Source organism: Niastella vici, assembly GCF_002077945.1.
Taxonomy (GTDB): domain Bacteria; phylum Bacteroidota; class Bacteroidia; order Chitinophagales; family Chitinophagaceae; genus Niastella; species Niastella vici.
The window spans coordinates 189590-213032 of record NZ_LVYD01000013.1; the positions used below are offsets into that span (position 1 = coordinate 189590).

Below are 23443 nucleotides of genomic sequence, written 5' to 3' on the forward strand. Positions count from 1 at the left end.
ACTTTAACAGCACTTATTCTTTTTTAAGCTCATTGGCAATGTCCTGATCCAGTTTTGAATTAACTAAATCTCCTTTTTTTTCATAAGCCCTACTGCGATATAAATAGAAGTCATAGCTAAGCGAAAAGTTAGGAAAAATCGCTAAAGCTTTATTATAGTCTGCTATTGCTTCATCGGGTTTATTCATTATAAATTTTACATATCCTCTGTTAAAATATACTTCTGGATAATTAGGTTGAATTTCTAAGGCTTTATTATAATCTTCAATGGCTTCTTTATACTTTTTTAATTGCTCTTTAGCGAAAGCCCTATTGGCAAAAGCCTTGGCATAATCAGGTCTCAGAGCGATGGCAGTGTCTAAATCAAATATCGCTAGCTGGTACTCTTGCATATGGCTTTTAACAAAGGCTAAATTTAAATAACTCATTGCGTCTTCCGGACTTAATTGCCTGGCCTTATTTAGATCAGCTAAAGCTTGATTATACTTTTTAAGAAAACAATAGCACATGCCTCTATTAGTATAAGCATCTTTAATATAATCAGGGAACCGTTTGATTATATCGTTTTGTTCCTTAATGCAGGTCTCATAGTTACCCAATTGATACTCAAGTGCAGCATGTTTAAAATAGGCTGGGACATAAGTACTATCGAATTCTATAGCCAAAGATTGAATTTTCAGCTCACTTCTAAGTTCACGAAAATTAGAAGTGTCTTTTAATCCCTCAATTCCCCCAAATGGCATCTGAGAAAAGCTAAAATTACAAATGAGAAATAAAGTTCCTATAACGATTATACTTTTCATAAAGTTTGCGTACAATTATATATTCTGCTAGTATACACAATTTTTAGCAGCAAATAAATTTGTATTATATACTTTTTAATTACCCGCAAAAAGCACCGTTAGTACCGTTTCCACTAAGCCAGAAACCTCAGGAGTTAATTAAATTGTTCGAGGAATTGATCGACCGAAGATCCCGGAAATCGGCACTCTAGCTCCAACACCCTAATTAACAGGACGGGGGAATGCGGTTGCTACTCCATTCATACTTTCCCATTAATTCAATCGATTTGAGACATAAATAATAATATTATCTATTTGCAGGATAATTTATTCTAAATAGCTCTTATTTTTATTAAAGAGTTGCCATCAATTAAATCTATCATGAAAGGCTTTTATGAACTAAAAAAATCCCATACGATGAAAAAACAGAGAAACTTTTACAATTAGCTTTGGTTAAATCTGCAGGGCAAATAGCCGATCAGGTAGACTTCATACATAGCTATCTACAAAGTAGAACTGAAAGCGATATTTAAGACGTATTTATGGAATCAACACACTATTTTACAAGAGAATGGGATGAAACTACTGGCGATCAATTAACCGATAGTAACCGTGAAGGATTTTGAGTTATCATTTCAGCAAATCAGGCAGGCACTTCATTATTGCAAATTGCTGGAATGCAAAAATGATAATCCGGAAAAGTTTTGTCATAACTGTATTTTAAGGGTTAAACAGTTTAATGAAACTATTGATGAAGATGATCCCGAACAACCCAATTGGGAAAGAGCAACCAGGTTATTTAAAAGATATTTTGAAAACTAAATCTAAAATGTTCAAGCTAAAAATCTCAATAGTGTGATAAATGCAGGCTATTATCTTCATTTTCACCAGTGACAAATTGAATATGCCCATAAGTAACGGGGAGATTTTTGAAGAAGAGAAATCTTTAACGGCATGATTCCGCTATTTATGGTTGACCGCGAGTCTTACCTGACCAGGCATTTTTCATCTAATTCTCTGAATAAAACTGTATCGTAGCCTAACTCTTTTTCAGGATCGATGGAAATATCCCATAGCTTCTTATCGTTAAAATCAATTTTAACCCAACCTATTATCGGGTCATCATTACGTTCGGTATTATGTACTGTGATTTGAATTATTGCTATACCACTGTGTACTGTGTCGACCCATACTCCAAACCCTAACTTCTTTATTTCCGGGTCAAAACTGCTTTTATCAATAAGTGAATGTAACAAATCATGACAGTTAATAGTGGAAACGGATTTTTGCGAAAGGTGTACCGAATTATCTTTCACCCTGTTACTATCTATTGTTAGTAAAGGCCTGGATGCCGAATCCTTGATTGTGCTTTTGTCCTGCGCTCCAGACTGAGGTGTTAGGTCGCCGCAGCTGATGAACAATACCGTAATAACAAATAATATTTTATTACTCATAGATCGACAAAAGTTACAACATCGGCTAATAATCGATTAAATAATTTTCATGTCGGAACTACTTCGGCGCCGAAGCCTTGGTGAAGGCGGTCAGAAATAAATCGAAAAACCCGCATAGAATATTGATTTTATGCGGGGTTGACTACCTTGCCACCAGGTTGCAGATACTAGTCGTCCAGGGCTCCCATGGTCAAATTGACGGTTGTTCCCATCATTCCGCTTGCTTTATCGGAAGCCATAAAGGCCGCTACATTAGCCATCTCTGCGAGTGTCAGGAAACGTTTGGGATGGTTCATGCCTGCAAGATAACTTGAGAACTGTTCCCAGGTTACGCCCGCTGGCCTGGCCTTACTTTCAAATATTTCCCTTATTGTCTCTGTCTCCGGCATGCCGTGCGGCTGCAGACAGACCACGCGGATGCCCTGAGGCGCGAGTTCAACCGACAGGTATCGGGTAAGCGCCTCCTTGGCAGCCTGTGACGGACCATAACCTCCGTTTGGCGTGCCTATTCTTGCGGGAGGCGCAGTAACAGTCATGATTACCCCGGATTTATTCGGGAGCATGCGTCTTGCAGCTAAACGCGCAGTCAGAAAATATGATGTGGTATAGCTCGTGATCGGCATGGAGAATTGTTTAAGATCCATATCAACCAGCGATGCCCCCAGATACCTGGTTGGCGAGTTCCCCATCGCATTGAACGAAATATCAATACGGCCTGCCTTAGCCACTACAGACTGCAGATGCTTATCTATAGCCTGCTCATCAAGGGCATCAACCTCCGCTGCCTCGGCATCGCCGCCAGCAGACACGATGTCCCTGGCAACCGCTTCCACAGGCGCCAGGCGGTGCCCGGTAAGAAAAAGCCTGGCTCCTTCGCATGCGAAAGCACGTGCGACAGCGCCGCCGATTTCGCCACCTGCCCCATAGATCACTGCGATTTTGTCTTTCAATTCATTCATTATTTTTCTTTTTAATGTTGAGAAATTATACGTGAATCCTTCACGCTGCATGACTAAGACGTTTGGCGTTTACGTTTCCGGACATTTTTTTTGGATTATATTAGCATCCTCATTAGTTACAAATGGAAAATACTCACCAGCCCTATCAAAAGCCAATTAAGGCAATTGTGTAATAGGGAAGGAATAGGTTTTGAAGATTGGACTACGGTAAGAATCTTATGCAAGCAATGCAGCGAGGGAATGCCTCATGAACAACATGATCATGATAATAAAGTATCAGCAGATGCAGTCCGAACCTTTGGGTTGGCAGCAATAGATAAAAATACCGTTGAAGAAATACTTAAAGAATGGAGTATTTCAACAGCCACTAATTATTCAGATATTGTGCTGGAGTTGGAGTAAAGGGCCTGCTCAAAGGAAATACCTTGGTATAAAACTTTAAACCAATATGGATTTAGTTATAACAGGTGATAAGATATTTATTTCAAAAAAGTCTTCAGACAGTAAGTCATGGAAGGAGATATTATTTTTTTACAAATCAAGTAGAACCTTTAATAGCAACCTTGAATTAGAAGAATATCTTCAAATTAATTACAACCTTTCAAGTCTTGACTTTGAGAAAATTAATAAGGGTTTGTCTGATAATACTACGCATGCAGTTGAACTGATATTCTCTACGGATGGTATTCCCTTTCAAATTAGAGAATTAAATATAAATATCGGTAGTAGTGAAAGTAAACCGCAGCGTATCTGTGAGGAAGAATGGTTTTATACTTTGGATAAAGCAGTTGATGGATTTTTTTTATTTGTTTACTTAGGCGGTATTTGTGAACAGATACGAATAATTAAACTCAGTGACAGCCAGGTAGAGGCGTTTCAAAATATCGGTAAATCTTTTGTTAAGGAATTGGCGGCCGATATTTGGAAACAGGACTCCCAGGTTTTTAAAGAAGCAATCAGAGAAAATAGAAGAGTCGTGTAGAAAGGGTAACTTTTATTTCCTATGAGCGTAATGTCTTATATTGAAATATGATTAAACATTCATTTCGTATTAATGAAGGAGGATTGCCTGGTTTTGCAATTGAGAATAAATACTGGATGTTAATGGACTTGCATACAAGGGACATTAGAATTGTAAAGAAAATTATCAAAGATCTGGAGTCGGTAATAAATGATGAGGTGGAAAAGGCTGAAATAGAAGGTTATGATATAACATATGTGGAATGTTCCAAAAATGGTTGTTTAATTTATTGTTCTGGTGAGGATACGATGGGACCCATACCCGTTCAATGGTTCCTGGATTTATTTAAAGATTGGTTGGCGTTTTTAGTCAATTTTGAAGAAGCTAAAAGAAATGATTCTAATTCCTCTTCGTCAAAACCTTAATTTTTTTGTTATTGGTATTGGTTTGAATTTTCATATTTTCCTCTACCTTCAAGACACTCAAGAACTCCCAAAACCATCCAAATTTCGCGGGCGCCGGGTGAGCAATTAATACTTTAGCACAAATAAATCTGTTGTAAGAAATTCTATGACACCACTACCAATAGAAGAAATAATTAAGTTCCTCAAGACTAACATTCAGCCACTAACTGATGTAATTTATGGAAACGGATATCGAGCGTCTGTTACTCTGACAGACGGACTTCACTTGCCTTGTGTGCTATTTCGCAATACCTCAAAGATTATTGACTTAGCCATAAAACGCTTTGACGAAGAACAATCAGGCAAAAGCATTTTCAGCAAATCCTCGGGCTTGGGATACAGGGAAATCGTAAAAACATTTGTAACAAGTGGCAACTGCCTCAATTATTACGACATTGCAAAGGTTGACAAAAGCGATTTCGCCTTTCCGGAACAAACATTAAGACAAATTCGTGGCGAAACGAAAATGGGCTGGACAGGCTTTGTTGCAAAAATGAAAGACGGAAAACAGTTTTCGTTTGGGACTTCATTTTTGTTCGACTTCTTTGAAATGCCAAAAGGGTATTCACCAAATGACATCATTGAAATTATCAATCATTCTTACCTAGACAAAGATGGGAATTTAAAAAGCTATCATGTTCCCGAAGTTTACAAAGAGTTTGACAAAAGTCTTGTGTATCGGGAAAAACCATATTTCGAATGTTACCTTGACAACTTATAAAGTCAGGCGATGGACACAGAAACATCAAATTTTTTAAGTGCCCACTATTTTACAATAGGTTACTAGCTCAAATAATAAATTTCTCTACCTTCGATTCACTCAAGAACTCCCAAAATCACCCGATTTTCGCGGGAGCGCCGGGTGAGCAGCGAAAAGCGCTTAGTGTAACAAGTTGATAATATGCGGGTTTTTTGTTTTTGGTTGACAAGACCTGACAGAAATAATTACCCGCTTATACAACTGCTTAGAAGGGGGGACGCGAGGGGGAAAGGAGAAATTCTTATTGGCGGGAAGTGAGGTCGCCAAGGATTGTTTGCGTTTGATTCACTCTTCCAAGGCCGCAATCTTTGCATATAGCAAATATAAATCTTCCACCGACGAACACGCTGACAGCGCAGTTTGGTTAATTAAGCAGCTAGCGCATCCAGTTTCTTTTCGGTGGATAGAGGCGTTTTTGAATGATGCAAATGTTATAGGTTGGGGGCTCGGGGTTTGGGATCAGCTCCAAATTCCATATGACGAAAAGGCTGAGGCGCTGATACAAATGGCTCTGACCAACTCTAAAGGACAATTGACCCACCAGTAGACCTCATACGTGATTATCTGCGGGAGAATACTGAGTAAGGGTTGGTATGTTGAACCATTCCCACCTGAGTTGTATTTGCGCAATAAGTAGCGTATTTTAGCAGAAATACATCTGTAAGCGGCAAGCATTTACACCCTACCAACACAACGTAACAATTAGACAAATGAAACGAACCACAGGCATTTTCAGTTTGACATTTTTAATTTTATGCTCTTGCCAATCTACTACTAATAATGCCAATTCAGAAGAAGAAGATATAATTTTCAAGGACAATTCGGGACATTCTTTATCGAAGAGTGACCTTGCAAATGTCACCGGACAAGTAAACTATGAAATTGTGAGCAATCAAACTATTGATGCAACAGCTAAAGCTTTGCATAAGGAAGCAAGAGAATTTGGACAAGCTGGCAGATACGATTTATCTATTGCTAAACTTGAACAAGCAGTAAAAATTCAGCCGACTTGGGCATACCCAACTTATGATTTGGCTTACACATATTTACTGAAAGGCGATTTTGACAACGCTTTAAAATTTTACAAAAAGACCGATGAATTAGAACCAAAGGGATTTTTCACAACAAAGACGGCTTTATACTCATTGGAAGGAGAACAATCAGGAAAATTCCCAAAAGGCTTGTATACAGCTTACATGCAAATTGAGTGGACAAATGACACAAACAAAAAACTTGAAATTGCAAATGCTCTAACTGCAAAAGCTCCAGACTTTGCACCTGCTTGGAAAGAACTTGCAAACCTGCTAAATGACAAAACAGAAAGACTAAAAGCAATTGAACAAGGGCTTTCAAAAAATCCTGATGCTGACACTAAAGGAATTTTAGAAATAAACAAAGCAATTATATTGAATGAAAGGGGAAAGACAGAAGATGCTAAACAACTTTTAGGAAACCTCATTTTTTCACCCGATGCGACTACAGGAAATGTAGAATTAGCAAAATTTACTTTAAAAACAATTACTGAAAAGTAGCCTGATACCATGCGTGCCGCTTACATAGGTTTTGTGTTATGCTGGGCTGACGAACAAAGGCTTATCTTTAGTTTTTCAATTGGGCTTGTAGTTATGGTTGGTCGGACGGTTCCCTATTTCCCGCCACAGCACAAAGTCCTAAAACGTTGTACGTCCCTTTAAAACATGCTATGAAACATTTAAAATACATCTTGACGATTTTTGCTTTTGGTATACTATCTTTTTCGACAATAGACCCAAACGACTTTGAGTTTAGCTATCCGAAACGTAATAAGACAACTATTACCAGTAAGCTTGACAACTTTAAAAATTTTGACAAAGAATGGCGTGGAACAGACTACTATTATTATGGTATTAGTACCGACAGTATAATCTGTTCGGTCCTTTATTATAAGCTGAATAAAGACGAGCAAAAACAGTACGTCGACATTTTTGGAGGAATGACAAATGCAGGAATCCCATTTGCTTATTTTTCAGAGAATTCAAACTTAAAGAAATATGAAACGAATGTTGAGAATTGGGGTAAAATGACCGATGATTTTATGTTTAGACAAAACGACATTACAGAGTATGAAGGAATTAAAATTCGACAGAAACATATGTATGCTTATACAATGTTTGACAAGGATTTATTTGTAATTGTACATTTGTCAAAGACAAATTATTCTTCTTTTGACTCAACGACTATGAGAACAATTCTTGACAACTTTAAGAAAAAGAATTAGTTAACGCAACGACAAAAAGCGAACGCTTGCTGCTGTGCTGGCAGGCGAATAAACCTTCATCTTTTTGCTCACTAGCAGCAACCGTTGGGAGTATACGTATTCTATTCGGCTTTCAGGTTTTCTTTTTTATAATTATCCTCTATTTCAAAAAAAAGAAGTAGGACCTTATTCGCTACTTTGTTGCTAGTTTTAGGTTATGTTACAAGATTTAAAAAATGATCAATTGGCATTAGCAGAATTGATGAGTCAATTATCTGAAAAAGGCTTTTGTGCTGGTTGGATGAATGGGCTGGAATTCGATTTATGGCGTATCCTAAATGGCAGCAATAGAAAGTATGGTCACCACGCAATCACGCAAGAGGAACTCGATCAACTTCAATTTTTATCTGATAAATGTGGTTGCTGGATTGTTTTTGATGATGTAAATGAGGAAACAGCAATAGATCTTGAAACATGGAAGAAAATGTTCTTAAACAATTCCTCATTTCATAATTTCTAACCACTTAACCCATGATCTCATCAAAACTTATACTTCTTCCAGCGTAAAAGGCAATTTGCGAATACGTTTTCCTGTAAGGTCAAAAATAGCATTGCATAGCGCCGGTGCAAAAGCAGGTAATCCCGGTTCACCAACGCCACCGGGCTTTTCATCATTCTCCATAACATGTACTTCTATTTCCGGAATTTCATTAATACGTGGCATGGAATAGGTGTTAAAATTTCTTTCAACAGCTTTACCTTCTTTAAAATGTGTTGCATGGTTAACTGATGCCCCCAGTGCCATTACAATGCTTCCTTCAACCTGGGCACGAATAATATCCGGGTTTACATACCAGCCGCAATCCATCAGGGCAAATACTTTGTCGATCTTGATCTTTTTGTCCTGCCCCCGCGATACTTTCACTACTTGTCCAACCATGCTGCCAAAACATTCGGTGATTGCTACGCCCCAGCCATCATTTTTGTGTCGTGATTCCCAGTTGCTGATAGCTGCCAGTTTATTTACCAAAGCCTGGTAACGATCAGAGGTAAGATGCGCCCTTCTGAATTCAAGCGGATCCTGCAAAGCAAGATGTGCCAGTTCATCTAAAAAGCATTCACTGGCAAATGCATTCGTATTGGCCCCAGGTGCCCGCCACCACATGGTTGGTATGGGAGATGTAGTAGGCAAGTTTCCAAAACTATAGTGTGGTATTGATTTGTAATAGTCACCGGGAAGGCCACCAATCCCGCCAAGATTATCTGTTACCCGTTTCGGTTCTGCATCTTTGTCTTGTCCGGGGCCCATGTTTTGAGAAGCGGAAATGATCTGTAATGCAAAGATCTTTTTTTGTGCATCCACCCCGCCCCTGCACCTGTATAATGCCCCGCTACGAAAAGGCCCCATGCTTATATCATCTTCTCTTGTCCACATCACCTGCACCGGTGCCTTTATCTCTTTTGAAATAAGTGCCGCTTCAACCGGATAATCTGTAAACGCCTTTCTGCCAAAACCGCCACCGAGAAAAGTCATATTCACTGTGACATTTTTAATGGGGATATGCAGTCTTTCGCTTAATTCTGCCTGTATCCAGTTGGCTTCCTGTATGGGGCCCCATATCTCAATACTGTCATCTTTTACATCGGCAATGCAGTTGAGCGGTTCCATACAGCTATGTGATTGGTAAGGCGTTTCATAAACAGCCTCTATATTGGCCGAAGCTTTTTTTAATGCCTCTTCAAAAAGCGCTGATGGTAAGGGCTTGTAAAGATCCTGTTGCATCCTCGCATGAAGAATTTCAGAATCCAGGTGCTCGAATCCATCATCATTCCACTCAACTTTCAACTGTTTGCGGCCTTGCATAGCCGCCCATAAAGAATCTGCCACTACAGCCACGCCTTCATACAATAAACCAAAAACGGCTCTTTGCACTGTAAAAACATGTTTTACACCGCTAACGGATTTTGCAACCGAATCATCGAAGCTTTTTACTTTCCCTCTAAACCGCGGATTGCGCTCCACCACCGCATACAACATACCCGGCAGTTTTTTGTCCAGCCCAAATACGGCTGCGCCATTAATTTTAGCGGTGGTATCATTACGGCGCAGGGGTTTGCCAATAATTTTATAGTCTTTACGCTCCTTTAGTTTGACCTGCTGCGGCGGTTTTATTTGCGAAGCTTCTTTTACCAGTGCACCATAACCGAGTTTTCTGCTGGTACCACGATGTATTACCTGTCCATTTTCAGCATAACATTCAGTTGCTTCAACACCCCATTGTTTTGCCGCGGCCTCAATAAGCATTTCCCTGGCTGTGGCGCCTATACGTAACAATTGCTGGTACCAGCCACGTATAGAAAAACTTCCTTCCTGGGGTTGCGGGCCATATTTTTGAGGGTTGGCTGCCGCAGACCGAATACTTATCTGGTCCATGCTAACTTCCAGTTCTTCTGCAATAATTTGTGGAATCGCCTGCCAGGTTCCTTGTCCCATTTCCGAACGGTGATTAAAAATGGTTACCTTGCCGGTATCGTCTATTGATATCCATGACATCAGTTCCGTTTCTGCATTATTCGCATGAATAATTTCGCCAACACTTTTTCCCGATACAGGCCAATAGCAGCCAATTGTTAAAGCAATGCCAGATAGACCGGCTTGTCGCAGAAAATCCCTCCTGGAAAAATCCTGTTTATGCTTCATTGCCGCAAATTTTATTGGTATTGGTTGTATAAAGAAAATAGTTGGCTCACCCCTTTAAATTTATTCATTTACAGGTAAGGAAACAAACACTATTGATGAATTGCTGGTAGACGTATATAAGTGGCAGAATAAAAGCATAAGATGGCTTTTACCGATCAGAGCAAAGAAGTATAAATTGGCTTGTGCAAGAAATAAGGAATATTCCGATAATTAGTGTTCTCATAAGGTTGCATACGTTTGAGTATTTGCGAACGCCGGAAATTCATAGATTGTCCAGCCCGGTACAAGTGCTTATTTGAAAATATGGTGTTGAAAATATGAACTAAAGCTGAAAATTGAACGTCGAGCCCGAACCGCTGCTAATGCTTGCGCATAACTGATGTTTCATTGTCCTGCCCTGCTTTTGCCAATACTTTTGTTGGTGGCTGTAGTTCTTTTCTCAAACCATCATTGCTAAAAAACGTTCAGCATCAAAAATTGCGTTATGTGCTGAGGGAGATATTTTGGGCAATTGGAGGTCAAAAGCATGATCGGTCTGTGGCAAAATATGCATCACCGTTTTATTTTTTTTCTCTACCAATCGATTGTACAGGGAACGCGTGGTTTTTACCGGGGCCATCAGGTCCTGCTCTCCATGTATCAGCAAGGTGGGAGGACAATTTAAATGCACATGAGTGACTGGTGAGAATAGAGCGTAGGTTTCGGGACACTCATCCGGGTGCCCTCCTAAAAGAGGGGCAAAAGTCACTGCATTTTTATTCATTCCCAGGCGATAATATTCTTTTCCCATTTTTTTAATTATCCATGCCGGCATTTGAATGGGGGTAGTTTTTTTTTGTCTGCCGGGAATGGATCGGGTAGTAAGATGTTGGTTAGTGTGGTAATACATGGGCTCCAGGTCGGTCGGACCATATAGGGAGATCACCGCACATACGCTGGTATCCTTTCCCTCAAGTTCTATTGGTGTAAACTGTAGATCGTTAATGGTATAGGCAGCCATCAGGGCAAGGTGCCCACCTGCAGAACCGCCACCCACAACAATTCGTTCGGGGTTAACTCCGTACCTACCCGAATTTTCTTTCATCCAAACGATGGCCCGCTTTACATCGTTTACCATTCCCATCATGTCCGTTTCAGGAGCGAGTCTATAAGCCACGTCTATGATCACATGTCCCTGTGCTGTCAAATGACTAAAGAACGGACGGGTACCTAGATCTTTGTCCAGAAAATACCATGCGCTGCCATGCAGATAGATAAAAGCCAGGCCTGAAGGGATAACAGTGGAGGGTGGCTGCCATATATCACATAAAAGTTTTCTGTCTGTACCTGGTATGTTTGCAAATGAAATGTTTTGTTCGATGCGTGGATGCGGAACAGCCGGTAATTTTAATACGGTACGTCCTGGAAGAAAGGAATTTTTTAGTTGGGGATTTATTTTGTCTTCCCAATGCAAACCGAAAGCCATGTCAAAGTTGCTTGAAGCATCAGGTGGTCTTGTAACACTGAATATGTGTATACAAAAAATCAAAACGTTATAAATTCCAATTAAACTGATAAAGACCGAACCTGTTGCCAGGCCTACAACGGTGGTGAATACCCCAATTAAGACAAAAAGTGGCGATAATGCAGAGGAATATATTTTTAATAACCACAAAGCTGGTGCAGGCCAATGCAACTGGAGAAAAAGCAAGATGCTCAATAGCGCAGTAGGAAATCCTAAGAGGGCGGCAAGAAACTGAATTATTATTATAACGATCTCCATGCGAATCATTTTTTGACTGATAAGGACGATCAAACAATGTGACTGTAGTTGAGAGGTTTATTATTTCTCCTCATCAGCATAATGGCAAATACAATCACCCAAATCATGTAGGCACCTATGTTGATGCGTTCCCAGATGCCTATGTAGGGTGTGGGCAGATTAGCTTCAAGCCCGCGGCTTTCTTTTGTTGTCAATATGCCGAACACGATAAAGAGTAAAACAATAGCTACTGAAAAGATCCGGAAACCTTTTCCGAATACTGATGCGCCAAAGCCGATCATTACCAACATCAGAACAAGATGGACAAAGGCCCAAACAACATGGAGTGTGTCTGTAAGTGTTCCACCTCCTCCGGCAATGATCTCCCGCTGGTGCATCGGCGGCCAGAAGAATCCCAAAACTGCATCGAAAAGAATAACGGCTGCAACGACCTGAAGGTTCCGGTTTTCATTTGCTGATAGCCAGATACCTAACCCGAAAGCGATAAAGAAAAGAGAATAGAATATTCCGAGCACAACCCAAAATGTCCGGGTGGGTGCATTTATAGCCGACAGTTCACTTACTGTTTGCGAAGCGCTGTCATAGCCCGGGTATTCCATCGGCACCAGGATATTCATTGCTACATACCATAGCATCGCAAGAATACCGCAAATGAGTAAACTCTTCCGTGCCATTTATTGAATATTCTATGTCTACAAAGAAAAATATATTAGTGCTGACAAACAATGATTATCATCATCAACAGGCATGATGAGCAATATGCCTGAAATTCTGTTTTGATAATTTCTGCTCTGAACCACTGTACAACAGAATTACCGCTGTTGATTGCTCCGATGTCAAGCCCCGCTATTGGCAATATTATTCCATTCTCTTTTGTTTGATTTATTGAAAAATGTTCGACAAAATTTTCTTTTTTAATCTTAATTATCATGTAAGTTTTGGTTCTAATCTTTCTCCCTACCTAGAGAAGAAGTCTCCAATCACCTTGGCAACCTCCCTTGGGGCTGTTCGTTCGATGCCGAAGTGGTCGAGTTTGGGGAATACCATCGTTTCACAGGATGGGATGACTGCAGGAAGCCGCTCAATTACTAAATCAACGGCCCTACTGTCACTGCGGCCACCGTATAGGAGCAAAACGGCCGCAGATATTTCACGGTAATCAATGTAATGGCCGTCGAGTCTCGCGATCTCCCGCCATTCGCACAAATTCTGCTGTAGAAGCCCTAGCATTTGTTTGGAGTCGGGGTAGCGAACGAAGAAAAGGCGCAGCATCAATTTCATTAGCCAGGCCGGGATCTTCGCCAGACGAGCCGGAGCATCCGCAAGGGTGAATTCGACTAAAGCGTCGAGGTTCCTATTCTCCGCCAGCTTCTTCTCATAGCCTTGCATCCAGTAAACCGGCATCGAGCCGTCGATAGACACACCAGGCTCATACACGGCGATCTTTGTGAAAGCACTGTTGTTTCGGGCAACCTCCAATGCAACCAATCCTCCGTAGCTATGGCCCACCAAGAAACTTGCGCCTGTCTCCCGCTGCAGTGCGAGCACGTCATCAATTTCCTTTTGAATGCCATAGCCATCGCCTTGCGGTCCACTCCTGCCGCGACCTCGACGCTCCAGGGTATAGACGGCGAAGTTGTCTGCAAGGGCCGAAGCGAAGGCGGCATAATCGCTCGCCATCGAAAGAACGCCGGGGAGCACGATTACTCCGTTTCCCTTGCCCACCGAGAGGAAACTGACGATCGTACCATCCTTGGAGATCACGGTACGCGATTCACGTTTTCCATAGCGAGAGTTTGTCTTTGTCATAATCGCTCCTCCTTTAGAGTGTGATTATATTTCGAGCCGTAGATTGAAGGCAATGATTCGCATAAGCCACTATCTCTATTGAGCAGTTTATTGCGCACAACGTGCAAGTATTGCCGATGGTGGGGAATTTTATATTCGCCCGCTCGGAACTGTTGCTTGGCTTTTTGATAAAGTTAAATATTAAGAACTAAAGTTGGGCTTTGTTTGTTCAGCCCCGAACCACAGTACAATAGAATTACTTCTACTGATTGTTTCAATGTTAAGCCCCGCTATTGGCAATACCAATGTTGTGCGTTCGTGTTAATGTATTGAAGAAAAATAGTCACTTTAATGTTTCTTCACCATTATTATGGTTTAAAAATTTCCTGATAGTTTGAACAGCCCAGTCTTTATTAAGTGTAATCATGTGATGCCCCATGTTTGCGGCTTTTATGTGAATAGTCTGTGGCGGTAGCTTTGGAATTGTATATTTTTCCTGGTAGGCGGGCCCAAGAATACTGCATTCGCCACTCATTAACAACAAATCCCCATGATAGGCGGCCATTCCATTGGTGAAATCATATTTCATAGAACCCGGGTTATCCATGACAGGTTTTAAAATCGTGTTGTATACCGCATATCCCATCCGTTTAAATGTATTGGGCGGTAAGTCCTGTCCCGGGCAATTGTAGGGCGGGCCCGGCTCCGTCTGACCGGCTATTTTAGTTCCAACGTACTCATAGCCCTCTTGTCCGTCTTCTTTACTGACAAAGGGGTAATACATAATATTTGTAGCAATGTTCCAAATTGATCCCAGCTTCGACGCACCCTTAAATTTTTCGACCCATTCTTTTACCGGAGCACCGGGATAGAGAATAAAAGGCTCCACAATTACTGCCTGCGAAACCATGTCGGGATGTTTTGATAAATACCCAACCACCAGCGTAGCACCCCAAGAGTGACCAATGAGTTTCACTTTTTTGCCATTGGAGAAATGCTGCACGATCGAATGAAGGTCATCTAAGTTTTGTTCTATTGTTAGAAATTTTTTATCCACCCGTGGCGACAACCCGGTGCCCCGCTGGTCATAAAAAACAACCCGGTAATCATTCGACAGTTCCTTTAAAGGTTTCAAATATTCGTAATCAAGCCCCGGCCCGCCGTGTACCACAATGAGCGGCGTAGCGTCTTCAGAGCCAACGGTTTGCACATGGTACTTGTACCCGTTAATTTCTACAGCAGGGAGCGAAGAATCAAACTGTACGGTTCTTGGCACATGCAGGTGAATGGTTAATAACAATACCTGAAATACAGAGAGCAATAATAAGCAAGCGACAACTGCATACCTGATTTTTGAAGTGCCGGTATTGCTTTCTTTTCTGCCGTAGGCTTTGAAGGTCAAAAAAATTCCAATGGCAAAAAGAAACGCCAATCCTAAATATGTAACTGAATTTTTGGGTGCTTGCGGCGCCTCCGGTACAAACATTCTGTACAGGCCAACAAGAATACAAAACCAGCCCATAAGCGTAACCAAAACGGGCCAACCCCGCCAATGGTTGTGAACCCGGATGATGGCCAACCCTGCAACAAATAATAAAGTGCCATTGAGATACGTGACAGGAGCGATGTTGACAGCCCAGATATGGAAATTCATCGCTTCGGATAGAGTGAGTGCGATAATAGTGGGGCCAACCAATCCGGCGATTTTATTTGAATTGGTCATTTTAATATTTATTTTATTGGCAAGAGCTAAACTGCAAGAAAACAACTTTATCAATTAAAAAAAATGATGACAATCAGTAAAAGAGATGATGCGAATTAGGGAAGTAAGCCTTAAATCCTCGATCTCCTGGTTCGATAATTCTCCAGGGTGGTGCCGACATTCGATCACTACCTGACCAGGCATTTTTCATCTAATTCTCTGAATAAAACTGTATCATAACTTAACTCTTTTGCAGGATCGGGTGAAATATCCCATAACTTCTGATCATTAAAATCAATTTTAACACTGCCTATTACCGGATCATCATTACGTTCGGTATTATGTACTGTAATTTGTATTATTGCTATTCCACTGTACACTGTGTCGACCCATACGCCAAACCCTACCTTCTTTATTTCAGTGTCAAAACTGCTTTTTTCAATAAGTGAATGTAACAATTCATGACAGTTTATAGTGGATCCGGATTTCTGCTTAAGATGTACCGGATTATCTTTCACCCTGTTACTATCTATTGTTAGTAAAGGTCTGGATACCGATTCTTTGTTAGAGTTTTTGTCCTGCGCTCCAGAGTAAGGCGTTAGGTCGCCGCAGCCCATGAACAATACTGTAATAATAAATAATATTTTATTACTCATAAATTGCAAAAGTTACAACATCGGCTAATAACCGATTAAATAATTTTCCTGTCGGGACTACTGTCTATGTTTTTCTTTTTTGGGGCAAGTACTGGTAAGCCAGGAAGAAACAACAGGTACGGCAGAATTTGTTTCATTTCTATAGTTGAATTACTAATTTTAATGCACACATATGTAAATTATTATTGTGTTGTGCAACGCAGTGAGAGCAAAAGCCGCCTGGTTTTCGAAAGTTATAATTATTGGGTATTACTTATTCAATTGCCTGAAGAATTAATGCACAGTTATTACCTAAAATAACGCGGTTATAGTCAAAATTGACACAGTTATGAATCCGTTTATGAGGTTCATAGAGTTTAATTTAAGTTTGCTGTTAGGAAACCAAAAACCCTGTACCGATGAACTTAAAACACGCAATTTTATTTGCCTGTACCCTCATTTCATTCACAGCATGTAAAAAGGAAACTGTCACGTTAATAGACAAACAGGTTCGACTCGAACTAAGCGCCGTCTTTGATGTTGGAACCAGTGATACAACATGGTATATGCCTTATTATGAGACGTATCAATTAGTGAAGTTTAATAAGCATAATTATATTTACGACAGAGTCAAATCAATAATTTTCAGTCCTTCCATGCATACTTCAGATCAAAATGTAAGTTGCATTGTTGACTTATATAATGTAACAGATAGCGTTCCCATAGCCGGAAGCCAGGTTGTTTCCAATGATATCAGCTGGCATTTTTATGAATCGCAGGACATAAAGGATGCTTTACCTGATAAGGAAATAACTTTAAGTATACGGGTTAGATCTCAAAAAATGGGTACATTCGTAAGTACCGGTGTGAGAAATTTTATTTTTATTAACCGGGAATAAAGGCCCTGGACAGAAATTGCGAAATAAAAAAATGACTTCTGGATACTAAAAAACTTGTCGCATAACTGCAGGCAACAGGAGTTTTGCAAAATACGGGCGATAGAATATCGCCTTAAATGCATATGTAATTCTAATCGGCTTTTGTACCGAAAATACCTATACGTTGACTGTAATGCGATACAACTACAATGAAACTTCAAACAGACAGACTGAATTTCAGACAAGTATCAACTGATGATATAAATAATATTCACGAATTACATTCTTTGCCAGAAACAGACAAGTTTAACACGTTGGGAATTCCAGAAACAATTCAAGAGACAGAAGGAATTATCAAAGAATGGTTGGTTGAACAAAATGCAAAACCACAGATTTCATATGTTTTTTGTTTAGACTTAGTAGACACAAATAAATTTATTGGACTCATAGCTTTGAATATAGGAAAGCCGAATTATAAGACAGCTGAAGTTTGGTATAAAATTCATTTAGACTATTGGGGGCAAGGTTATGCTACAGAGGCTTTAATAAAACTCTTGGACTTTAGTTTTAATGAACTCAAACTTCATAGAATTGAGGCCGGTTGTGCAGTTGAAAATATTGCTTCAAGCAGAGTGCTTGAAAAAGTTGGTTTGATAAAAGAAGGTATGAAAAGAAAGAAATTACCAATTAGAGGAGAATGGAAAGACAATTATTTTTATGCAATTTTAGACGAAGACTTTTATAGCAGTAAATAGCTTCGGACATAAGATTTTCAAATGCCGACAAATCGGAACATTGGTTAGATTAATCCAATAAGTATGACCTGCTTCGTGAAATGAACAGCAGCTTTCATCGGGTTTGGTTATTTGGCGGCTTACATAATCATTGCTTCGGTTCCAGTAGTTTAAAAAACTGATCGAGTTGCGGAAGAATGATAATTCTTGTTCTGCGGTTGATTGCCCGGTTCTCCGCTGTACTGTTATCTAAAAGAGGGTTGTATTCACCACGGCCAGCAGCAGCCATCTTTGCCGGGTCCATGCCATATTGGTTTTGTAAAATACGTACAACCGATGTAGCTCTTTTTACACTGAGATCCCAATTGTCGAGTAAAACTCCGCTTTGATAAGGAACCGTATCCGTATGTCCTTCCACCATGAACTCAATTTCAGGATGGCCCTTGAGCACCGTCGCAACCTTTCCCAGTACTTCCTGTGCCTTTGGCGTCACTTCATATCTGCCGGTTTTAAAAAGCAGTTTGTCTGAAATATCAATGTATACTACACCCTTGTCTATTTTTATATTGATATCCTTATCATTCAAATCGCCGATGGCGCCTTTCAGGTTCATCACCAGCACAAGATTCAGCGAATCTTTGCGTGACATAGCTGTCTGCAAATTCTGAATATAAATATCTTTCGCACCTATATTCTCCAATGATTTTTTTATACTCTCCGCCTGTGAAGATGAAAGTACCGACAAATCCTGGAGCTGTTTCAGCACTGTGGTATTATTCTCTTTCAGAAATTCTATCTGTTTGTTCAGATCGCTGATGCGGGTTTCAAGACCGGCTTTATCACTTTCCACCGAAGCTTTTTGCCGCGCCAACTCTGTTTTGGCATCATTACAACTGCTTAGGTCACCCTGCAGTTGCGTGTACTTTGTTTGCAGGCTTGTGAATTTTTTATTACTAACGCAGGAAGAAAGTAAAAATGCAGATGTTAGCATCAGGATAAAAGAACTTGCTTTCATATTCTGGTATTAATGTGAAAGGATATTATTGGCTTGTCAAAGCTATTGCATCAGATATAGAAAAATAATGACCATAGTCAATGCAGGGGATAATGGGGTAAATAAATTAATGACGAAACTCATCTTCATCATTGACCGTCGTTCCCGAAAGATATTATTACCTGTATTACCTTTTACACACTTTTATTTTATGCAATGAAAAATGTGGTTTCCAGGGTTCATTGCTGTTAAAGCATATAACGATGAAAGCAATTATCAAATGTAGCGTTATGTGGGGTATGCTGCCATTACTGGTACTATTTATGTCTGCATGCAAAACTATCCCTCAGCAACGGCCGGCAGTGTCGCTACAGGTTTTTTATAACGAGTTGACGCCTTATGGCCAATGGCTTAATGATCCGGATTATGGTTATATATGGGTGCCGGCAGTAGATGCCGGATTTCAACCCTATTACACAAACGGGTATTGGATCATGACAGTATACGGACAAATGTGGGTATCTGATTATCCATGGGGATGGGCGCCGTTCCATTACGGGCGATGGAGCTGGTCTGATTTCTATGGTTGGATATGGATACCCGATACCATTTGGGGCCCTGCCTGGGTTTGCTGGCGAAGTGGCGGCGGTTATTATGGATGGGCTCCCCTTACGCCGGGCATCAACATAAGCATATCGTTCAGTAGTTACAATTGCCCGCCAAACTGGTGGATATTTATACCAGAAAAATATATCCATTCACGAACTTTTCACCGGTATCATGAAGGGCGCGGGAACAATGATCATATTATCAAAGTCACAAAATTTGTGCAAAACACTTACATAAATAACCAGGTAACCTATGTTGCCGGTCCAAAGGCAGAAGATATTAACAGAGCTACCCATGAGAAGGTACCAGTTTACCGGATTCATAATAATGACCGTCCCGAAAAAACGAAAGTTGAAGAAAGGACCGTAGCTATCTACCGGCCGGAATTCAGGGGTGCCGAAAACAAAAATCAGCTGCCGGCGCCTCCAGGCGTAAAAAACAACGATCATCCTCTCATCAAAAAGCCGCAGGCGGATGCAATAAAAGAAGGAAAGCCCGCAGTTATTTCAGACCAGGGGCCAACCCCGTCGCAACCGCCGGTGCCACCGCCTGCATTGCCACCGGTGAAGCAACAAAAGTCAATACCTGAAAATAAGCCAATTGAAAATCGTGTACCCGTTCCTGCACGGGCAGAAAAACAAAAGCCTGTTTTTGAAAAACCAGCTGGAAAGCCAGTGCAGGTTCCATCGCCGGCCAAACAACAAAGACCAGTACCCGAAATAAAACCAGTTCAAAAACGTGCTATTCCTGCACCAGAAAAGCCGAAGCCCGTTATACAAAGACCAACCAGGCCAGGACAGATTTCGCCGCCTGCCAAACAACCAGCTCCTTCTCCTGTTGCTCCATCCAGGAAAACAAGAAGGAAGGATGATTAAACGATGAAATTTCTTATTAGTATTGTAGAAACGTCACCAACCTGTTGGAATTGCAGCAGCCCTTATATGAAAAAAAGGCTGGAAACCTGTTGCTGTGAAGAAAGCAGCGAGATTTGTTCAGGCTATCAATCCAAAACAGCCTGATCAGGAATACATACCGCCTGGAAGGAAAATTCGATTGGTTTTAATTGATTTCGGTTTGCCAAACCGTAATTTCAGCGCAAGTTAATTTCAGATCACTTCTGATTTAACAAATTGCAAAGTATTGGCATTTGCACCTTCCCAAAAACAAACGTAAAATAGCGGTATATATAATGAAACTTACCACAACAGTATATAAATACAAGCGTTCCGCCCCCTGGATGATAGCGCTGATGGTGCTGGCAACAGTATTGTTTTTTTTCTTTTCCAGTACTTTTCACCCGATTATAAATGCTTTGGGAATAGCCGTATTGATTTTTCTTGCAGTGTATGCGGTACTGCGGCCAAAGTCGGTTTTCTCACTTCGCTCTGTTGATGACCGAAAACTCGTGTTCTCTCCTGATGAATTGATATGGGGTACCTTGCGAATGCCGATTCATGAATTGGAAAAACTGGATGTATATATTTATGCATTCGATACGTTTAAACATCCTGCCATGATCTCTGCAGGACGAAAGATATTTACCACAGAATACGGGGATAAAAACACAATTTCATTCCTTTATCGCAGTGTAAGTTATGATCTGACGTTTTACCTGGGAACTTTTAAGCACTATGATACATTGGTTAAGATCATGCAAAGCTGGCGCGAAAAAGGGATTGATTTTTCGGCACGGTCTGCCTTTACTGATAGCTATATTCGGGAACAGGAAAACCGGTAAATCGCTGCCAGGCTATTACTAACTTCTATTTAATCACTACCACTGCCCGAAGATCTTTCCACTACCCTTGTAATAAACTGGGTATTTGTTCCCTGTCTTGCCATGGCAACTTCATTAAAACCTATTCCCTTTAACTCATTTTGCCAAAGTATAGCTCCGTCTGAAGCATTGAGCGCATAGATCCGGCCGTGGCAGCCGGCGAAGATCTGTTCCCCGTCAATGAGTACACTCACATCGTTGCCACGGGAGCCGCCCAAAATTCCGTCGCGTAGTTTGGTGCGCCAGAGCTCCTGGCCATTGCTGGCGAGAATGGCCGACACATATCCGTTACAGCCAATGATAAGCAGGTTTTTTTGCATGGAAGAAGTTTAAAGTGGATCGAATTTAATGAAAAGATATAAGCCAGGAAAATCGGATGATTTAATGTTCATTCCTTAAATTGTAACTTATTTCAATAACTTCCATTTGACATAAATTGAAATTATCATGGCCTGGGATGAAATGATTGCCAAACGCCCTTCGATACGGATTGATCTTCGGATAATCTCACTGCTTTCTGCCTTGCTCTTCAGCATATAAGAGCGTTCGTCCAAATCAACCCTCTATAAAGTCTATTCCACCCCCTTTACGTTTGTTATATAGACTCTACTTTTGCTCTGTAATCAATCAGTACAGATTTAGCAATTGAAAAACAAACAATAAAATGAAGAGTCAAAATTTCACTTCCACAATTTTGGTGGAACAAACACCCGCAGAGGCCTATAATGCCATTTTAAATGTCAGGGCATGGTGGTCGGGCTTATATGGCGAATCATTTAATGGAAGCTCAGAAAAACTGGGTGATGAATTTAGCTTTTTGGCAGGTGGTGATGCGCATTATACCAAACAAAAGCTGGTAGAGCTGGTACCAAATAAAAAAGTGGTCTGGTTGGTAACAGAGGCCAAACTCTCCTTTGTAGACAAGACCGACGAATGGAACGGAACCAAATTAAGTTTTGAAATTTCTCAGGAACCTGGCAAAACCAAAATTGTGTTCACGCACATAGGGTTGGTTCCTGAGTTTGAATGTTACGATTCCTGCGCACCGGCATGGACGCAGTATATACAGGAAAGGCTCGTGAATGTAATAACAAAAGAGAACTGAGGAAAAACGCCTTACACCTTTTCCTCTTTTTTAGGAGTTAGCCCGCCGAAGCATTCGTGAAGGCGGGCTTATTAGCCCTGCTTAACTTTTATTACCCTTTTGATACCCCACCGGTGTAGTGCCCGTCCATCGTTTGAATGCACGGCTGAATGCGCTGATCTCATTATACCCCAGCAAATAGGAAATTTCCTTCACCGGATAATTACCTGCATTGAGGTAATACAGGGCCAGGGATTTTCTGATGTCATCTGCCACCTGTTGGTAGCTCACTCCTTCCTCTTTCAATTTTCGTTGCATCCACCGGGCGCTTACATTAAAATTGGCTGCAATTTCTTCCAGTGATACAAGCCCTAAATACGAGTTTGTCAATAAATAATTATACACTTTACTTCTATAGCTTTCCCTGTTTGCCGATGGTAACTCATCGTTTATTTTTTTAAGAAGGAGCGTTTGCAACTCATAATTGTGTGTAATGACCGGTTCATCCCAAAGCCTGTTTGAAAAAGTGATGGAATATTCACCGGGCTTTTTTACAGGCCGGCAACGCAATACCCGTTCGTATTCATTAATATCGCTTACCGTATGAGGAAAACATACTGATACCGGTTTCAATTTGGTTAATAGAAGGCCATTCATTTCATGTATCACAAATACCATAAAAAAATCGATCGTTTGCAGAAATGAAAAGGAAGGCTTTTCTTTTTCACTGGCATGCGGAATAAAATGCATGGTGAAGGTTTCGTTGGTACGCGCCAGGTCAATATGAAACAGGTCGGTTAATAAATGCGTGAGTTTTGTTGACAGTGTTACGGCTTCTCCAATTGTACTGCTGCTTTTTATTATATCACCCACTACCCCTAAGGCGGTCAACTGCAATGATTCGCCAAAATGCAGTCCAAACAATTGATCATTACTTACATGACAGGCATTCACCCAAAGATCATTCATTTGTTTAGGCGTTGGTTCAAATTCGCCGCTCTTTTGCAAAAGCTCCATATCGATACCACTCAAACTACATAATAGTTGTGCCGAAACATCCCGCTGCACCGCATAAGCAAGCAGGTTCTGTACAAAAAGTTTCCGGTGATTGTTCATGTTGTAAAGTTAGGGCCCCTGGTCTTTTTACCACACGGGTTGTCGCGA

Annotated in this window: 25 protein-coding genes; 12 read left to right on the forward strand and 13 right to left on the reverse strand. The window is 40.7% G+C overall.

All coding sequences use genetic code 11. From position 1 onward, the window contains the following. Positions 1 to 13: 13 nt before the first annotated feature. From A3860_RS06330 to A3860_RS06345, 3 genes are all read right to left on the reverse strand, one after another. Complete coding sequence (locus A3860_RS06330) at positions 14 to 802, reverse strand: tetratricopeptide repeat protein (RefSeq protein ID WP_081145708.1); 789 nt, start codon at positions 800 to 802, stop codon at positions 14 to 16. Positions 803 to 1767: 965 nt separating this feature from the next. Then, on the reverse strand, positions 1768 to 2235 hold the full coding sequence (locus A3860_RS06340; protein ID WP_081145710.1) for a hypothetical protein: 468 nt from the start codon (positions 2233 to 2235) through the stop codon (positions 1768 to 1770). A gap of 167 nt (positions 2236 to 2402) precedes the next feature. Beyond that, complete coding sequence (locus A3860_RS06345) at positions 2403 to 3245, reverse strand: SDR family NAD(P)-dependent oxidoreductase (protein ID WP_245843487.1); 843 nt, start codon at positions 3243 to 3245, stop codon at positions 2403 to 2405. Between the two features lie 189 nt (positions 3246 to 3434). Here A3860_RS06345 and A3860_RS40955 point away from each other — a divergent pair, with 189 nt between their 5' ends. The 7 genes from A3860_RS40955 to A3860_RS06385 all read left to right on the forward strand — a co-directional run bounded on the left by A3860_RS40955 (position 3435) and on the right by A3860_RS06385 (position 8135). Next, positions 3435 to 3596 carry a hypothetical protein gene (locus A3860_RS40955; RefSeq protein WP_158085154.1) on the forward strand — a complete coding sequence of 54 codons (162 nt, stop codon included), beginning with the start codon at positions 3435 to 3437 and terminating at the stop codon, positions 3594 to 3596. A 46-nt stretch (positions 3597 to 3642) separates the two neighbouring features. Further along, positions 3643 to 4176 carry a hypothetical protein gene (locus tag A3860_RS06355; RefSeq protein WP_081145713.1) on the forward strand — a complete coding sequence of 178 codons (534 nt, stop codon included), beginning with the start codon at positions 3643 to 3645 and terminating at the stop codon, positions 4174 to 4176. A gap of 47 nt (positions 4177 to 4223) precedes the next feature. Further along, positions 4224 to 4580 carry a hypothetical protein gene (locus A3860_RS06360; RefSeq protein ID WP_081145714.1) on the forward strand — a complete coding sequence of 119 codons (357 nt, stop codon included), beginning with the start codon at positions 4224 to 4226 and terminating at the stop codon, positions 4578 to 4580. A gap of 145 nt (positions 4581 to 4725) precedes the next feature. Next, positions 4726 to 5340 (forward strand): hypothetical protein, encoded by a 615-nt coding sequence (locus A3860_RS06365; protein WP_081145715.1) that lies wholly within the window; start codon positions 4726 to 4728, stop codon positions 5338 to 5340. Between the two features lie 749 nt (positions 5341 to 6089). Further along, positions 6090 to 6911, forward strand: a complete 822-nt coding sequence (locus tag A3860_RS06375) for a tetratricopeptide repeat protein (RefSeq protein ID WP_081145717.1) — start codon at positions 6090 to 6092, stop codon at positions 6909 to 6911. 170 nt (positions 6912 to 7081) lie between these two features. Continuing rightward, positions 7082 to 7636, forward strand: a complete 555-nt coding sequence (locus A3860_RS06380; protein WP_081145718.1) for a hypothetical protein — start codon at positions 7082 to 7084, stop codon at positions 7634 to 7636. Positions 7637 to 7832: 196 nt separating this feature from the next. Continuing rightward, positions 7833 to 8135, forward strand: a complete 303-nt coding sequence (locus A3860_RS06385) for a hypothetical protein (RefSeq protein WP_143773972.1) — start codon at positions 7833 to 7835, stop codon at positions 8133 to 8135. A gap of 27 nt (positions 8136 to 8162) precedes the next feature. On the opposite strand, the gene A3860_RS06390 is transcribed toward A3860_RS06385, so the two are convergent. The 7 genes from A3860_RS06390 to A3860_RS06420 all read right to left on the reverse strand — a co-directional run bounded on the left by A3860_RS06390 (position 8163) and on the right by A3860_RS06420 (position 16224). Beyond that, positions 8163 to 10316, reverse strand: a complete 2154-nt coding sequence (locus A3860_RS06390) for a xanthine dehydrogenase family protein molybdopterin-binding subunit (protein WP_081145720.1) — start codon at positions 10314 to 10316, stop codon at positions 8163 to 8165. A gap of 439 nt (positions 10317 to 10755) precedes the next feature. Continuing rightward, positions 10756 to 12078, reverse strand: a complete 1323-nt coding sequence (locus tag A3860_RS06395) for an alpha/beta hydrolase (RefSeq protein WP_245843488.1) — start codon at positions 12076 to 12078, stop codon at positions 10756 to 10758. A 29-nt stretch (positions 12079 to 12107) separates the two neighbouring features. After that, the gene (locus tag A3860_RS06400; RefSeq protein WP_081145721.1) at positions 12108 to 12752 is read right to left on the reverse strand and encodes a DUF998 domain-containing protein; all 645 of its coding nucleotides are present in this window, start codon (positions 12750 to 12752) and stop codon (positions 12108 to 12110) included. A gap of 35 nt (positions 12753 to 12787) precedes the next feature. Further along, on the reverse strand, positions 12788 to 13009 hold the full coding sequence (locus tag A3860_RS41605; RefSeq protein WP_081145722.1) for a hypothetical protein: 222 nt from the start codon (positions 13007 to 13009) through the stop codon (positions 12788 to 12790). A gap of 26 nt (positions 13010 to 13035) precedes the next feature. Next, complete coding sequence (locus A3860_RS06410; protein ID WP_081145723.1) at positions 13036 to 13887, reverse strand: alpha/beta hydrolase; 852 nt, start codon at positions 13885 to 13887, stop codon at positions 13036 to 13038. A gap of 322 nt (positions 13888 to 14209) precedes the next feature. Next, complete coding sequence (locus tag A3860_RS06415) at positions 14210 to 15589, reverse strand: alpha/beta fold hydrolase (protein ID WP_081145724.1); 1380 nt, start codon at positions 15587 to 15589, stop codon at positions 14210 to 14212. A 167-nt stretch (positions 15590 to 15756) separates the two neighbouring features. Next, on the reverse strand, positions 15757 to 16224 hold the full coding sequence (locus tag A3860_RS06420) for a hypothetical protein (RefSeq protein ID WP_081145725.1): 468 nt from the start codon (positions 16222 to 16224) through the stop codon (positions 15757 to 15759). A 398-nt stretch (positions 16225 to 16622) separates the two neighbouring features. On the opposite strand from A3860_RS06420, the gene A3860_RS06430 reads away from it, so the two are divergent. Next, positions 16623 to 17102 (forward strand): hypothetical protein, encoded by a 480-nt coding sequence (locus tag A3860_RS06430; protein WP_081145727.1) that lies wholly within the window; start codon positions 16623 to 16625, stop codon positions 17100 to 17102. Between the two features lie 188 nt (positions 17103 to 17290). Then, positions 17291 to 17836, forward strand: a complete 546-nt coding sequence (locus A3860_RS06435; protein ID WP_081145728.1) for a GNAT family N-acetyltransferase — start codon at positions 17291 to 17293, stop codon at positions 17834 to 17836. 127 nt (positions 17837 to 17963) lie between these two features. On the opposite strand, the gene A3860_RS06440 is transcribed toward A3860_RS06435, so the two are convergent. Beyond that, positions 17964 to 18830, reverse strand: coding sequence for an OmpA family protein (locus tag A3860_RS06440; protein WP_081145729.1), 867 nt, complete (start codon positions 18828 to 18830; stop codon positions 17964 to 17966). Positions 18831 to 19072: 242 nt separating this feature from the next. Here A3860_RS06440 and A3860_RS06445 point away from each other — a divergent pair, with 242 nt between their 5' ends. Both A3860_RS06445 and A3860_RS06450 read left to right on the forward strand, forming a co-directional pair. Then, on the forward strand, positions 19073 to 20293 hold the full coding sequence (locus A3860_RS06445) for a DUF6600 domain-containing protein (protein ID WP_143773973.1): 1221 nt from the start codon (positions 19073 to 19075) through the stop codon (positions 20291 to 20293). A 314-nt stretch (positions 20294 to 20607) separates the two neighbouring features. Beyond that, positions 20608 to 21156 carry a hypothetical protein gene (locus tag A3860_RS06450; RefSeq protein WP_081145731.1) on the forward strand — a complete coding sequence of 183 codons (549 nt, stop codon included), beginning with the start codon at positions 20608 to 20610 and terminating at the stop codon, positions 21154 to 21156. A 29-nt stretch (positions 21157 to 21185) separates the two neighbouring features. Here the strand turns inward: A3860_RS06450 and A3860_RS06455 are convergent, their stop codons facing one another. Continuing rightward, positions 21186 to 21515 carry an outer membrane protein assembly factor BamB family protein gene (locus A3860_RS06455; protein WP_081145732.1) on the reverse strand — a complete coding sequence of 110 codons (330 nt, stop codon included), beginning with the start codon at positions 21513 to 21515 and terminating at the stop codon, positions 21186 to 21188. 344 nt (positions 21516 to 21859) lie between these two features. Between A3860_RS06455 and A3860_RS06460 the strand changes: the two genes are divergently transcribed. Beyond that, positions 21860 to 22300: an SRPBCC family protein gene (locus A3860_RS06460; RefSeq protein ID WP_081145733.1), complete on the forward strand. Its 441-nt coding sequence runs from the start codon at positions 21860 to 21862 to the stop codon at positions 22298 to 22300. A gap of 81 nt (positions 22301 to 22381) precedes the next feature. On the opposite strand, the gene A3860_RS06465 is transcribed toward A3860_RS06460, so the two are convergent. Further along, a complete protein-coding gene (locus tag A3860_RS06465) occupies positions 22382 to 23395 on the reverse strand; it encodes an AraC family transcriptional regulator (RefSeq protein ID WP_081145734.1) in 1014 nt (337 codons plus the stop codon). Positions 23396 to 23443 lie beyond the last annotated feature (48 nt).

Bases quoted from the DNA above. Each gene is read 5' to 3' on its own strand.
- A3860_RS06330 (WP_081145708.1), bottom strand. From the start codon at position 802: ATGAAAAGTATAATCGTTATAGGAACTTTATTTCTCATTTGTAATTTT.
- A3860_RS06340 (WP_081145710.1), bottom strand. From the start codon at position 2,235: ATGAGTAATAAAATATTATTTGTTATTACGGTATTGTTCATCAGCTGC.
- A3860_RS06345 (WP_245843487.1), bottom strand. From the start codon at position 3,245: ATGCAGCGTGAAGGATTCACGTATAATTTCTCAACATTAAAAAGAAAA.
- A3860_RS40955 (WP_158085154.1), top strand. From the start codon at position 3,435: ATGCCTCATGAACAACATGATCATGATAATAAAGTATCAGCAGATGCA.
- A3860_RS06355 (WP_081145713.1), top strand. From the start codon at position 3,643: ATGGATTTAGTTATAACAGGTGATAAGATATTTATTTCAAAAAAGTCT.
- A3860_RS06360 (WP_081145714.1), top strand. From the start codon at position 4,224: ATGATTAAACATTCATTTCGTATTAATGAAGGAGGATTGCCTGGTTTT.
- A3860_RS06365 (WP_081145715.1), top strand. From the start codon at position 4,726: ATGACACCACTACCAATAGAAGAAATAATTAAGTTCCTCAAGACTAAC.
- A3860_RS06375 (WP_081145717.1), top strand. From the start codon at position 6,090: ATGAAACGAACCACAGGCATTTTCAGTTTGACATTTTTAATTTTATGC.
- A3860_RS06380 (WP_081145718.1), top strand. From the start codon at position 7,082: ATGAAACATTTAAAATACATCTTGACGATTTTTGCTTTTGGTATACTA.
- A3860_RS06385 (WP_143773972.1), top strand. From the start codon at position 7,833: ATGTTACAAGATTTAAAAAATGATCAATTGGCATTAGCAGAATTGATG.
- A3860_RS06390 (WP_081145720.1), bottom strand. From the start codon at position 10,316: ATGAAGCATAAACAGGATTTTTCCAGGAGGGATTTTCTGCGACAAGCC.
- A3860_RS06395 (WP_245843488.1), bottom strand. From the start codon at position 12,078: ATGGAGATCGTTATAATAATAATTCAGTTTCTTGCCGCCCTCTTAGGA.
- A3860_RS06400 (WP_081145721.1), bottom strand. From the start codon at position 12,752: ATGGCACGGAAGAGTTTACTCATTTGCGGTATTCTTGCGATGCTATGG.
- A3860_RS41605 (WP_081145722.1), bottom strand. From the start codon at position 13,009: ATGATAATTAAGATTAAAAAAGAAAATTTTGTCGAACATTTTTCAATA.
- A3860_RS06410 (WP_081145723.1), bottom strand. From the start codon at position 13,887: ATGACAAAGACAAACTCTCGCTATGGAAAACGTGAATCGCGTACCGTG.
- A3860_RS06415 (WP_081145724.1), bottom strand. From the start codon at position 15,589: ATGACCAATTCAAATAAAATCGCCGGATTGGTTGGCCCCACTATTATC.
- A3860_RS06420 (WP_081145725.1), bottom strand. From the start codon at position 16,224: ATGAGTAATAAAATATTATTTATTATTACAGTATTGTTCATGGGCTGC.
- A3860_RS06430 (WP_081145727.1), top strand. From the start codon at position 16,623: ATGAACTTAAAACACGCAATTTTATTTGCCTGTACCCTCATTTCATTC.
- A3860_RS06435 (WP_081145728.1), top strand. From the start codon at position 17,291: ATGAAACTTCAAACAGACAGACTGAATTTCAGACAAGTATCAACTGAT.
- A3860_RS06440 (WP_081145729.1), bottom strand. From the start codon at position 18,830: ATGAAAGCAAGTTCTTTTATCCTGATGCTAACATCTGCATTTTTACTT.
- A3860_RS06445 (WP_143773973.1), top strand. From the start codon at position 19,073: ATGAAAGCAATTATCAAATGTAGCGTTATGTGGGGTATGCTGCCATTA.
- A3860_RS06450 (WP_081145731.1), top strand. From the start codon at position 20,608: ATGAAACTTACCACAACAGTATATAAATACAAGCGTTCCGCCCCCTGG.
- A3860_RS06455 (WP_081145732.1), bottom strand. From the start codon at position 21,515: ATGCAAAAAAACCTGCTTATCATTGGCTGTAACGGATATGTGTCGGCC.
- A3860_RS06460 (WP_081145733.1), top strand. From the start codon at position 21,860: ATGAAGAGTCAAAATTTCACTTCCACAATTTTGGTGGAACAAACACCC.
- A3860_RS06465 (WP_081145734.1), bottom strand. From the start codon at position 23,395: ATGAACAATCACCGGAAACTTTTTGTACAGAACCTGCTTGCTTATGCG.